General features: G+C 62.0%; 9 protein-coding genes. 7 read left to right on the top strand and 2 right to left on the bottom strand.

Annotated elements, in window-relative coordinates; genetic code table 11:
* The first annotated feature begins 117 nt into the window (after positions 1-117).
* Together PMI28_RS07985 and PMI28_RS30800 are read left to right on the top strand one after the other, a co-directional pair.
* Positions 118-1,314 carry a DUF3142 domain-containing protein gene (locus tag PMI28_RS07985; protein ID WP_007989687.1) on the top strand — a complete coding sequence of 399 codons (1,197 nt, stop codon included), beginning with the start codon at positions 118-120 and terminating at the stop codon, positions 1,312-1,314.
* Entirely contained in the window at positions 1,301-3,415 is a 2,115-nt protein-coding gene (locus PMI28_RS30800) for a hypothetical protein (RefSeq protein WP_007989686.1), read from the top strand. Before PMI28_RS07985 ends, PMI28_RS30800 begins: the two co-directional genes overlap by 14 nt.
* Positions 3,416-3,418: 3 nt before the next feature.
* On the opposite strand, the gene PMI28_RS07995 is transcribed toward PMI28_RS30800, so the two are convergent.
* Positions 3,419-4,048 (bottom strand): LysE family translocator, encoded by a 630-nt coding sequence (locus tag PMI28_RS07995; RefSeq protein WP_007989685.1) that lies wholly within the window; start codon positions 4,046-4,048, stop codon positions 3,419-3,421.
* A 146-nt stretch (positions 4,049-4,194) separates the two neighbouring features.
* On the opposite strand from PMI28_RS07995, the gene PMI28_RS08000 reads away from it, so the two are divergent.
* Positions 4,195-4,668, top strand: coding sequence for an Lrp/AsnC family transcriptional regulator (locus PMI28_RS08000; RefSeq protein WP_007969928.1), 474 nt, complete (start codon positions 4,195-4,197; stop codon positions 4,666-4,668).
* Positions 4,669-4,791: 123 nt separating this feature from the next.
* Here PMI28_RS08000 and lpdA read toward each other — a convergent pair whose 3' ends face one another.
* Entirely contained in the window at positions 4,792-6,192 is a 1,401-nt protein-coding gene (gene lpdA, locus PMI28_RS08005) for a dihydrolipoyl dehydrogenase (protein ID WP_007989684.1), read from the bottom strand.
* A 214-nt stretch (positions 6,193-6,406) separates the two neighbouring features.
* On the opposite strand from lpdA, the gene hflK (PMI28_RS08010) reads away from it, so the two are divergent.
* Genes hflK (PMI28_RS08010) through PMI28_RS08025 form a run of 4 tightly spaced genes read left to right on the top strand, consistent with a single transcriptional unit; the run spans position 6,407 to position 12,367 of the window.
* On the top strand, positions 6,407-8,365 hold the full coding sequence (hflK, locus tag PMI28_RS08010) for a protease modulator HflK (RefSeq protein ID WP_033063514.1): 1,959 nt from the start codon (positions 6,407-6,409) through the stop codon (positions 8,363-8,365).
* Positions 8,362-9,405 carry a protease modulator HflC gene (gene hflC / locus PMI28_RS08015; protein WP_033063513.1) on the top strand — a complete coding sequence of 348 codons (1,044 nt, stop codon included), beginning with the start codon at positions 8,362-8,364 and terminating at the stop codon, positions 9,403-9,405. The genes hflK (PMI28_RS08010) and hflC overlap by 4 nt, the downstream gene beginning before the upstream one ends.
* Entirely contained in the window at positions 9,402-10,460 is a 1,059-nt protein-coding gene (gene hflK, locus PMI28_RS08020; RefSeq protein ID WP_007989680.1) for a protease modulator HflK, read from the top strand. Before hflC ends, hflK (PMI28_RS08020) begins: the two co-directional genes overlap by 4 nt.
* Positions 10,457-12,367 (top strand): cation-translocating P-type ATPase, encoded by a 1,911-nt coding sequence (locus PMI28_RS08025; protein ID WP_007989679.1) that lies wholly within the window; start codon positions 10,457-10,459, stop codon positions 12,365-12,367. The genes hflK (PMI28_RS08020) and PMI28_RS08025 overlap by 4 nt, the downstream gene beginning before the upstream one ends.
* Positions 12,368-12,415: the final 48 nt, after the last annotated feature.

Here is a 12,415-nt window from a genome sequence, read left to right as displayed (position 1 = left end):
CGTACCGCGAACTCTGATTTTACGACTGCTGCGCAGCCGGACGCAGGCTACGCCAGCTGCTACAGGATTGGCATTAGCCGCAGAGGCCCTTTCTGCATTTCAGGAACAGGCGTTTCAATGGTTTTTTTCACTCGCTCGATCGCCTTGCTGCTGGCGTTGGTGCTGACCGCCGGATGCGAAAGGCACGACGCACCGCCGCTGGATCAGCAACTCTACATCTGGCAGCGGCAGTGGACGCAGGCCCACGACGCCGCCCTCAGGGACAGCCGCGCCGATTTTTCGACGTTGCGGGTGCTGGCCTTGCAGGCCTTCCCCAATGCCGGCTGGAGCCGTGCCCGAATTGATCCGGTATTGCTCAGGCGCGATGGCCGGCCGGTGATTGCGGTGGTTCGCCTGGATGGGCAGCTAAAGGCACTCGATCAGGAGGAAGTCACAGCGCAGATCCGCCAGGTAATCAGCGATTGGCAGGAACAAGGCTTGAACCTTGTTGGCGTGGAAATCGACCACGACGCCGGTAACGCCCGGCTACCGGCGTATCGCCAGTTTCTGGCGCAATTGCGCGTAGCGTTGCCGGCTTCGCTGCCGCTGAGCATCACCGCGCTGCCGTCCTGGCTCGACAGTCGCGAACTGCCGGCGCTGTTATCCACAGTCGACAGCAGCGTGCTGCAGGTGCACGCGGTGAGCGATCCGCGTCGCGGTTTGTTTGATGCCGATCAGGCCCGGCAATGGGCGAAGGCCTGGAGCCGTATCACGACGAGACCGTTCTATCTGGCGCTGCCGGCCTATGGCGTGGCACTGCTGTCGTCGGTAGACGGCGCACCGGTTGTGGAAAGCGAAGTGACGCTGGAGCGCGAAGGCCTGCGTCGGGAATTACTCGCCGATCCGCAGTCACTGCGCACCCTCGGCACCGAACTGCGTGCCGATCCACCGAAACATCTGGCGGGCCTGATCTGGTTTCGCCTGCCATTGGCCAACGACCGCCGGGCCTGGAGCCTGACCACCTTGCGCGCCGTGGCGCGTGCCGATGTCCTCGACAGTCAGTTGACGCTGCAACTCTCGGCCGAAAATGGCCTCTATGACATCGGCCTCAGCAACCAGGGCAACCTCGACAGCGCCTGGCCCGAACGCCTGACACTCGCAGTCAGCGACTGTGAAGGGGCCGATGCCTTGGCCGGTTACGCGTTGCAACAGCGTCCGGATCTGCTTACCTTCACCCGCCTGCGCGATGGCCGAATTCCGGCCGGCGGACAGCGTGCCATCGGTTGGGCTCGCTGCGCACACATTGATCAAGGAGGTTCGAATGTTCACCCGTAACTGGCCGCGTCATTTGCTTTGCCTGAGCCTCAGCCTGCCGCTGGGCTCGGCGCTGGCCTGCGGCCCGGACTTCCCCATGCGCCTGCTGGATAACCGTGGCCAGTCGCTGGCGGAACTGCCCGAAGGCAACTTCAGCTTTGAAATCAGCCGCCTCGGCCACGCCATCAACGGCTTGAAGAACGTCACTGCTGGCGCCAACTACAGCGATGAACCTGACCTTGTAGCGCAACGGGATCAGGCCGAGCAGGCAGGACTGTCTGCTGAGCAACAAGTGTTGGTGAAACACCTGCGCAGCCTGACGGATGTCCATCAGGTTGAAACCGAAGGAGCGCAACTGCCATCGGAGCTCAGGTTGTACCTGGCGGGCGCCGTGGCATTTGGTGCGGGTGATCCTGCCTTGGCCGCCGGGTATTTCAAGAAAGTGCTGGCCTTGCCCGCCGAGCAACGGGCCTCGCGCAGCACCTGGGCGGCATACTCGCTGGGGCGCGCGTTGTTCGCCATGAGCACCGAAGCCGATGCGGCTCCAGATCTGCTCAAACAATCCGCAAAGGCCTTTGAGCAAACCCGGCAACTGAGCATCGACGGCTTCAGCGATCCGCTGGAACTGGGTGTCGCCAGCCTCGGTGAAGAAGCCCGGGTGGCGCGCATCGCCGGCGACTGGAACCGTGCCATCGAGCTGTACGCCACGCAAAATCTGCACGGCTCCGCGGTGGGCTACGAATCGCTGAAGCTGTTGATGGCAGACTTGATGGCGCTGCCGGAGGATCAAGTGGCCGAGTTGCTAAAGGGCCAGCCCGTGCAGCAGTTGGTGACTGCATCGCTGATCAGCCGGTTGGGTTGGTCGTTCGGTGATCAACCCGCCAACGAACAGAAAATGATCAAGCTGTTGCAAAACAGCACTCGCGGCAGTCTCGAAAACGCCGACCGCCTGGCGGCGATGAATTATCAACAGGGCGATTACGCCAGCGCCAAGGCTTTCCTCGAACATGCCGGCGATGGCGGGTTGGCCTGGTGGTTGCGGGCAAAACTGGCGGTGCGTGACGGCGATAAGAGTGCGGCCGCCGCAGCCTATGCCAAAGCGGCCCAGGCCTTCCCGCAGAATGAATCCTGGGGCGAGCGACGGACCCCGGACTTCGATTACGAAACACTTCAGCCCAAATGCCGGGTCGAGGGTGAAAGTGCGATCCTGGCCCTGCAACGCGGGGACTACCTGCAGGCCTTCGATCAGTTGTATCGCAGCAAAGGCATTTACTGGTTCGACGCCGCCACCGTCGCCGAGCGCGTATTGACCCTCGAAGAACTCAAGCATTACGTCGACACACAAGTGCCCGCTCCGCCGCCGCTCAGCCAACAGGAACGCGACAATTACGTGCCCCTGCCGGTGGCGGCGAGCCTGCGCAATCTGCTGGGCCGGCGTTTGTTGCGCGAAGGTCATTACGAGCAAGCGCCGGCGTACTTCGATAATGACGGCTTGCGGCACAAGGCCAGGTTGTATGGCGAGCAACGTCTGGCGGCTGATTCTGCCTGGTGGCCGACCCGTCGCGCCGCTGCGCTGTTCAATGCGGCCTGGACGGCGCGCGAGTGGGGCATGGACATTCTGGGCTATGAAACGGCGCCGGATTACGCCACGTTCGGCGGTAACTTCGTTCTCGAAAACGCCGAACTCAAAGTCGGTCCATTGGTGGCCGAGGATGAAGTGAAGCGCCAGCAGACCAGCGCTGCCCAACCTGATCAGCGTTACCACTATCGCTTCGTGGCCACGGCGTTGGCGAGCAAGGCCGCGGATAACTTGCCTCACACCAGCCAGGCGTTTGCAGCGGTGCTGTGCGAAGCGTCGGGGTGGAACAGCAGCCTTGAGGAGCAACGTGCGATTTATCAGCGCTATGTCAAAGAAGGGCCTTACGTGGAATGGGCCGCCGATTTCGGCCACCAATGCCCGTATCCCGACTTCGAGAACGCCGACAAACGCTACGTGACTCAAGTCACCGACGCTGCGCGTTCGGCCTTGCGGCCGTACAAGACACTGTTACAGGTCGGTGGCGTACTGGCGGTCGCGGCAGCCGCGCTGTTGTTGTTCAATCGCCGCCGCAAGGCGCAGTAAGGTTCAAGCCTGTTGCACGAAGGTCAGCCGTACGGCGAAACCGATCAACAGGCTACCGAACAACCATTGCTGCAAGCGCTGGGCAGAGGGGCTGCGTTGCAGCCACCGGCCGAGTGCCGCGCCGACCAAGGCGTAAGCGCTGTCGAACAGCAAACCGACGCCGACCAGCACCACGCCCAAGGTCACAAATTGCCCGAGCACTGGCCCGGCCTGTGGATTGATGAATTGCGGCAGCAGCACCGAGCAGAACAACAGTGCCTTGGGGTTGAGCAGGTTGGTCAGCAGTCCGCGCCGGATGGCTGCGCCCCAGCGCGGTTTTTCGCCGGTTGTGTCGGTGCTGGTCAAGCTCGGCAGCATCGTGGTTCGCAGGCACTGAATACCGATCCACAGCAGATACGCGGCGCCTGCCAGGCGCACCACGTCGAAGGTCCAGGGCGCAGCCTTGAACAGTGCCGCCAGGCCCAGCGCCGCCAATGCCACATGACAACCGCGGGCGATGCCCAGGCCCACTGCCGTGGCCAGCGCGGCGCCTTTGCCCTGGCGGGCACCGGTCTGCAACAGCAGGATCATGTCAGGCCCGGGCAAGAGATAGACCACTGCCAATGCCATGAAAAACAGCCAGAGCCCTTGCATGTTGCACTCCCATTCGTTGTCGATTTGGTAGTGCCAGTCTAGGGCTGAAGGGCGGGGCAGGTGCTTGCGTTGTCAGCTTCTATCGGGGTCTGTATTGGCATAATCTGCCACTTTATTTCGCTTTAACCATCGGGATCTGCCAAACCATGAAACTTGACGCCTACGACCGCAAGATTCTCGCGGCACTGCAACGGGACGGTCGCCTGAGCAATGTGCAACTGGCAGACGAGATCGGCCTGTCGGCATCGCCTTGTTTGCGCCGGGTCCGGATGCTTGAAGAGGCGGGGGTTATTCGCGGCTACCAGGCCAATCTGGATCGCGACGAAGTGGGGTTGGGGCTGACGGTGTTTGTCGGGGTCAAGGTCGAGCGTCACAACGACGAACAAGCCGAAGCCTTTCGCCTGGCGGTGACGGCATTGCCCGAGGTGATTTCGGCGTTTCTGGTGTCAGGGGAGTCGGACTTTCTGCTGCAGGTGGTGGTGCCGGATTTGCGTGCCTATGACCGGTTTCTCACCGGGCGTTTGTTGAAGCTGCCGGGTGTGAGCGACATCCGCAGCAACTTTGCGATTCACACCGTGAAGGCGCCGGGGGCGTTGCCGCTGGAGCATTTGCCGCTTTAGACCGAGTCGTCTGCCTTCGCGAGCAAGCCCGCTCCCACATTGGTTTTGTGGCGCACACAAATCAAATGTGGGAGCGGGCTTGCTCGCGAAGGCGATAGATCAGTCACTGCAACTCTTCAAGCCCTACATCTGCGTCGCCATCCCCTCCACATTCATCGCCGCCTGACGCAACGCCTCGGAGCGGGTCGGATGTGGGTGGCAGGTCAGGGCGATGTCTTCGGCCGAGGCGCTGAACTCCATGGCCACGCAGTATTCGCCAATCATTTCACTGACGCTCGGGCCCACCAGATGCACGCCGAGGACCTCGTCCGTGCGCTCATCGGCCAGTACTTTGGCGAAACCTTCGGTTTCGTGGTTGATCTTCGCCCGGCTGTTGGCGGTGAAGGGAAACTTGCCGACCTTGTACGCCCGGCCTTCAGCCTTGAGCTGTTCTTCGGTCTTGCCGACGCTGGCCAGTTCCGGTTTGGTGTAGACCACGCTAGGGATCAGGTCGTAGTTGACCTCGCCAGCCTTGCCGACGATCTGCTCGACGCAGGCCATGGCTTCGTCCTCGGCCTTGTGCGCGAGCATGGGACCCGAGGTCACGTCACCTATCACCCAGACCCCGGCGGCTTCGGTGCGATGCCCCTTGTTGGCGAGCATGCCGCGTTTATCCGTGGTGAGGCCGACGTTTTCCAGGCCCAGGCCCTGTGTATAAGGTCGGCGTCCGATGGCCACCAGCACGTAATCGGCTTCCAGCAACTCGGCAGCACCGCCAGCGGCAGGCTCGATGCTGAGCTGAACGCCATTGGCGGAGCTGGTGGCGCTGGTCACTTTCGAACTCAACCTGAAACTCAAGCCTTGCTTGCTCAGGGAACGTTGCAGGGTTTTGCCGGCTTCGATATCCACGCCAGGGCAGATCCGGTCAAGGAACTCGACCACCGTCACCTGCGCCCCCAGGCGCCGCCATACCGAACCCAGCTCCAGGCCGATCACGCCAGCGCCGATCACCACCAGATGCTTGGGCACCTCGCTCAGCGCCAGGGCACCGGTGGAGTCGAGGATGCGTTTGTTATCGATGTCCACGCCGGGCAGGGGCGTGGGTTCGGAGCCGGTGGCGATGATGATGTCCCTGGCGCTCAGTTCAGTCTTGCCACCGGCGCTATCGGTCACCGTGACTTTGCCCGGTCCGTCGATGTGACCCCAGCCTCTGATCCAGTCGACTTTGTTTTTGCGGAAAAGAAACTCGATGCCCTTGGTCAGCCCGGTAACGCTTTCATCCTTTTGCTTCATCATCTGGGTGAGGTTGAGACTGGGTTTGACTTCGATCCCCAGGTTGGCGAATTCCGCGCCCATGGCTGCGTCGTAAAGTTCGGAGGCATGCAGCAACGCCTTGGATGGCATGCAGCCGACGTTCAGGCAGGTGCCGCCGAGTGTGGCGCGTCCTTCCACGCAGGCTGCTTTCAGACCCAGTTGTCCGGCGCGGATCGCCGCGTTGTAACCGCCGGGTCCACCGCCGAGTATCACGACGTCATAAGTGCTCATGGATGTACTCCTGGATCGAAAGGGGAAGGGATGGGTAAAAGTAGTTCCTGGATAAAATTACGAACGTAATATGTGCGTTCTGCAGCATTTCGGTCAAGGCTTCAGGTACGCGACAGGTTGGGCATCTTTAGATGGCGCGCTTGAATACGGAAATTTCACCATTTTCGTTATATCGTAACGAATTGCCATGTTAGCGAAGACACTCTGGGGTGGTATGCAAGTCGATCTCGATGTTGATGAAGCGCCGTTAGTCGGGTTGCCGCGCTTTCAGCAGGCGGTCATACAAGGGCGGCGGCTGCGCCAGTTCGCCATCGGTGCGGGCATACTCGCGACGGTAGGTGTGCTGCTGGCATCTTTTGCCTGGCTGTTTTCTTCGCAAACACTGTGGCCAGCGTTGCTGCTGAACCTGAGCGCGGCGTCTGTGGTGTTGATGGCGGGTGCGCAATCGGCCGGGTGGGTGGCCCAGTGGCGTGCCCGCGCAATGAATCCCGTGGTGGCGGAGGGCGTTGTCGACGAATCTGTCGCGCCTTTGGGGTGGTATGAACGCTTGCTGGACCGGATCAGCCGGCAATCGCAGCACCTGCTCAGGCAAATAGGCGCGCCGACGCTGTGGCTGGGCGGTTGGGCCGTGTTGGCGCTAGTGGGCGTCGAGCAGGCCTGGAACCTCACGTTGCCCCCGGCAGCGTTGGGCCTGGCAGCCACTGTCGGGGCGGCGTGCTCCTTGCTGTTGGCGTTCGGCCTGTTGGTGATGGAGCGCCATCTGGCCCAGGAAAACCCCGCGCAATGGCCTGAAGCTGCCGCGTTGGCGCAATTGACGCGTGTGGCGATCATCAGCCTGGTACTCGGTGCCTTTTGTCTGTTGTTTGCCGATGAAACGTCGATATGGCCCGTACGCCTGGCGGTATTGATCGGACTGCTGCCGGGGTTGGTGGCAGCAGAACTGTTGCTGCGCGCGGTGTTGTCATTGTTCAGCCCGCGCCGCGAACGACTGGAACCGGAGCTGCTGGCGCGCAGTTTTGTCGCCGACATGCTGCGCTGGCCACCACAGCCATTGCTGGCGCTGCAGCACGAATTGCATAACCGCTTCGGCATCGATTTGCGGCAGATCTGGGCCTTCACCTACATGCGTCGGGCGTTCCTGCCGGTGTTGGCGGTGGTTTCGCTCGTTGGCTGGTCACTGACCGGCATTCACGAAATTGCGCTGCAAGGGCGTGGCATCTACGAACGATTCGGCAAGCCGGTGGAGGTGTTTGGCCCAGGTTTGCATATGGGGTTGCCGTGGCCATTGGGCCGTGTGTTGAGCGTCGAGAATGGCGTGGTTCACGAGTTGGCCACCAGTGTTGGCGAAACCTCGGCCCCCGTTCAGGCCAACCCCGCTGAAGGCCCGGCCCCGGCGATTGCCAATCGCTTGTGGGACGCCAGCCATGTGAACGACAAATCCCAGGTGATCGCCAGCAGTCGAGCTGACAAGCAGAGCTTTCAGATCGTCAACATGGATGTGCGCTTCGTCTATCGCATCGGTCTGAGCGATGAGGCGGCGTTGGCCGCGACCTATAACAGTGCGGATGTGCCGATGTTGATTCGCAGCACCGCCAGCCGAATTCTGGTTCACGACTTCGCCTCACGCACCCTCGACGGTTTGCTGGGCGAGGACAGGGTAGGGCTGGCTGAAGAAATCGGTCGCGCCGTCCAGGCTGACTTGCAAAAACTCGACAGCGGCGTGGAAATTCTCGCCACGGTGGTCGAGGCGATTCACCCTCCGGCCGGTGCAGCCAACGCCTATCACGGTGTGCAAGCGGCGCAGATTGCTGCGCAAGCCTTAATCGCCCGTGAACGCGGCGCCGCTGCCGAGTCCACTAACCAGGCGCAGTTGCAGGCCAGTATCGCCCGCGATCAAGCGACAGCCAGCGCCCGTGAAATCAATGCTGGCGCCCAGGCAGCTGACCTGAAATTCAATGCCGAGCGAAAAGCCTATGCCAGCGCTGGCCAAGCCTTCGTGTTGGAGCAGTATTTCAGTCAGTTGTCCCAGGGTTTGGCCAACGCCAAATTGCTGGTTCTCGATCATCGTCTGGGTGGCAGCAGCAACGCGCCGACCATCGACCTCCGTACTTTCACGCTGCCGGTTGACCCTGCGCCGTCGCGTAAAACCGCTCAGCCAGGAGCTGCCAATTGAGCCAGTCCCATACGCACGATCACGATGACCACAGCGGCCACGATCACGGCCATGGCGGGCATCACCACCACGGCCATCATCATCACCATCATGGCGATCCTCAGGAGGCCGGACCGTTTCCATGGCGCCGTATGGGTTGGGCTGCTTTGTTGGTCGCATTTGCTGTCGCTGCCGCGAGCCTGGTGCAGGTGCGTTCGGGTGAGGCCACGGTGATCACACGCTTCGGCAACCCTTCACGAGTCTTGCTGGAGCCGGGGCTGAGCTGGCGCTGGCCGGCGCCGTTCGAGGCGGCGATCCCGGTGGATCTGCGGCTGCGCACCACCTCCAGCGGTTTGCAGGACGTGGGCACGCGGGACGGATTGCGCATCATCGTTCAGGCCTACGTGGCGTGGCAGGTACAGGGCGATCCGGACAATGTGCAACGCTTCATGCGTGCAGTGCAGAACCAGCCCGATGAAGCAGCGCGGCAGATTCGCACCTTTGTCGGCTCCGCACTGGAGACCACCGCCAGCAGTTTTGATCTGGCGAATTTGGTGAATACCGATGCCAGCCAAGTGCGCATCGCCGATTTCGAGGCCCAACTGCGTAAGCAAATCGATCAGCAGCTACTCACCATTTATGGCGTGCGTGTGGTACAGGTCGGTATCGAACGATTGACGCTGCCATCGGTGACGCTCACCGCGACCGTCGACCGGATGCGTGCCGAGCGTGAAACCATCGCCACTGAACGCACGGCCATCGGCAAGCGTGAAGCTGCACAAATTCGTTCCGCCGCCGAGCGTGATGCGCGAATTGTGCAGGCCGATGCCACCGTGAAAGCGGCGGATATCGAAGCGCAATCGCGGGTCGAAGCGGCGCAGATTTATGGTCGTGCCTACGCGGGATCGCCGCAGCTCTACAACTTGCTGCGCTCGCTCGACACCTTGGGCACGGTAGTGACGCCGGGGACCAAACTGATTCTGCGCACCGATGCTGCACCGTTCCGGGTGTTGGTTGACGGTCCGCCGAGCCTCGAAAACAAGTCCGGATCGCAGCCATGAGTTTAGTTCCACGTGGAACAAATGAGTTGAGCAGTCCCTGGATTCAGGCCGGGCGTTTGGCGTTTATTGCCCTCTACGCGGTGACGGTGTTGGCGGCGTTGGCGTGGGCGTTTTCCAATGTGCGGCAAATTGATCCACAAAATCGCGCAGTCGTTTTGCATTTCGGCGCGTTGGATCGCATTCAGAATGCAGGGTTATTACTGGCCTGGCCGCAACCGTTCGAGCAGGTGATTTTGTTGCCGGCGGCGGATCGGGTGATCGAGCGTCGAGTGGAAGGCCTGTTGCGCAGTGGTGCCGCGATACAGGCGGATCGCGTGGCCAGTTTTGCCGCACCGATCAGCGATGCCCTGGCGGGCTCCGGCTATCTGTTAACGGGGGATGCCGGGGTGGTGCAACTCGATGTGCGGGTTTTCTACAAAGTCACTGAGCCCTATGCGTTCGTGCTTCAGGGCGAACATGTGTTGCCGGCACTGGATCGGCTGGTGACCCGCAGTGCCGTGGCGCTCACGGCCGCACGGGATCTGGACACCATTCTGGTCGCTCGCCCGGAGTTGATTGGTGCCGATAGCCAGGCGGCGGAAAGGCGCGAGCGCTTGCGGGGTGATCTGGTGCAGGGCATTAACCAGCGCTTGGCTGAGCTCACTGCGACAGGGCAGGGTTTGGGGATCGAAGTGGCGCGGGTCGATGTGCAATCGAGTCTGCCCAGTCCTGCGGTCAACGCCTTCAACGCGGTGCTGACGGCCAGCCAGCAAGCCGATAAAGCCGTCGCCAATGCGCGCACCGAAGCCGAGAAGCTGACGCAGACCGCCAACGAGCAAGCCGACCGCACACTGCAGGTGGCTCATGCCCAGGCGAGTGAACGACTGGCCAAAGCGTCTGCTGATACGGCCACGGTGTTGAGCCTGGCCAAGGCTCAGCAGCAAGGTACTGACCCGCAAATGTTGCTGCGCATCTACCGCGAGCGGATGCCGAAAATTCTCGGCCAGGCCGGATCGGTCACGACGGTCGATCCCAAAGACGATTCCCGCCTGATCATTCAGGGAGCTGCACAATGACCGCTCAAACCGCTGCCGCACCGAGCCTGTTGTCGTCGACTGAACAGCGCCGCGCCGCTCGCCAGTTGACCCTGGCCATGCTCGCATTGGGCCTTCTCGCGCTGGGTTTGATCTGGCGTTGGCTGGCGCCGCAGCAGAGTGGCGTCAGTCAGCTGTTGCTGGGTTTTGCCTCATTGCTGGTCGCCGTGCCGGTCATGCGCTCGGCCTGGTACAGCCTGCGTTATCCAAGCCTGCACGGCATCACCGATCAATTGATTGCCCTGGCCATGCTGGGTGCCTGGGCCACCGGGGATCTGCTGACGGCAGCCCTGTTGCCGATCATCATGATCTTCGGTCACGTGCTGGAGGAGCGCAGCGTGATCGGTTCCCAGGAAGCGATTCACGCCCTCGGCAAACTGACCCGCAGCCACGCGCGCAAGGTGCAGGCGGACGGCTCCATCATCGAAGTCGATAACGGCACGCTCAAGGCCGGCGATCTGGTCGAGGTGCGCGCCGGGGATCGGGTGCCGGCGGATGGCCGGGTGTTAGCCGGCCAGGCCAGTCTGGACACCGCCTCCATTACCGGCGAATCGGTGCCGATGGAGGCGGGAGTCGGCATGTCGGTGTTCGGTGGCGCGATCAACCTCGACGGTCTGCTGCGAATCGAAGTGACCCGCACCGGCCATGAATCGACCCTGGGCAAAGTCATCGCCCTGATGCAAAACGCCGAGCGCTCGAAGCCGCCAATCACCCGTCTGCTGGAGCGTTACGCCGGCAGCTACATGGTGTTGGTATTGCTGCTGGCCGCCGTGACCTGGTTCATCACCAACAATGCCCAAGCGATGCTCGCAGTGTTGGTGGCGGCCTGTCCTTGTGCGCTGGTGCTGTCGGCACCGGCCACGGCGATTGCCGGGGTGGCCGTGGCGGCGCGGCACGGGATTTTGATCCGCAGCTCTGCGTTCCTTGAAGAGTTGGCGGACCTGACTTCGCTGGTGGTCGACAAGACCGGGACGCTGACTTTCGGCACCTTGCGCCTGCAATCCATCGACAGTCCGCTGGAGGATCGCAGCCATGTCCTGAAGCTCGCCGCCAGCCTCGGCTCGGCCAGCAGTCACCCGGTCAGCCGTGCGCTCGCGGGGTTGGTGACCCAGGAACATTTCCTGCTGCTTTCTGATATTCATGAACGCCAGGGCCTGGGCGTGGTGGCGATGACCGGGCAGGGCGAAGCTGCGCTCGGCCGGCCGGAGTTGTTTGCGCAACTGGGCATCAGCACAACGGCGGTTCCCGATCACGACGGTCCGATTGCAGGGCTAGCGCTCAACGGCGAGTTTCTTGCCTGGCTGTTGCTGGCCGACAGCGTCAAACCCGAGGCGCAGTTTGCCTTGGGTGAGTTGCGTGAACTGGGTCTGGGTCGTCAGTTGTTGCTCACGGGGGACCGCCATAGCGTCGCACAGACACTCGCCCGGGATGTCGGGATCAGTGACGTTGAAGCGCAAGCCCTGCCCGAAGACAAACTGAACCGCGTGCTCAAGGAAATCGACAGCGGCTTCCGGCCAATGGTGGTCGGCGATGGCATCAACGACTCCCTGGCCCTCAAAGCTGGCGTGGTGGGTGTCGCCATGGGTGCCGGCGGCGCAGACATCGCCCTGGCATCGGCAGACATCGTGTTGATCGGCAGTGACCTGCGCCGCCTCGGCACCTGCGTGCGCCTGAGTCGTCAGTGCCGCCAGACGTTGCAGGTCAATGTGATCATCGGGCTGGGCTGGACCCTGGCCATTGTGGCCTTCGCCGCGTTCGGCTGGCTCGGCGCTGCCGGGGCGATGATTGCGGCATTGCTGCATAACCTAAGCACTTTGTTGGTGTTGGGTAATGCCGGTCGTTTGCTGCGGTTCCAGGAGCCGTTGCTCAAACTCAAGGATGAAGCCTGAAAGCGAATGCTCTAAACCGGGTAATCACGAGGCTTTAACTTTTTAGAA

It is taken from the genome of Pseudomonas sp. GM48 (genome assembly GCF_000282335.1).
In the GTDB taxonomy this organism is placed as follows: Bacteria; Pseudomonadota; Gammaproteobacteria; order Pseudomonadales; family Pseudomonadaceae; genus Aquipseudomonas.
The sequence above is the reverse complement of the archived record's forward strand: the minus strand, read 5'-3'. Positions and strand labels throughout refer to the sequence as shown.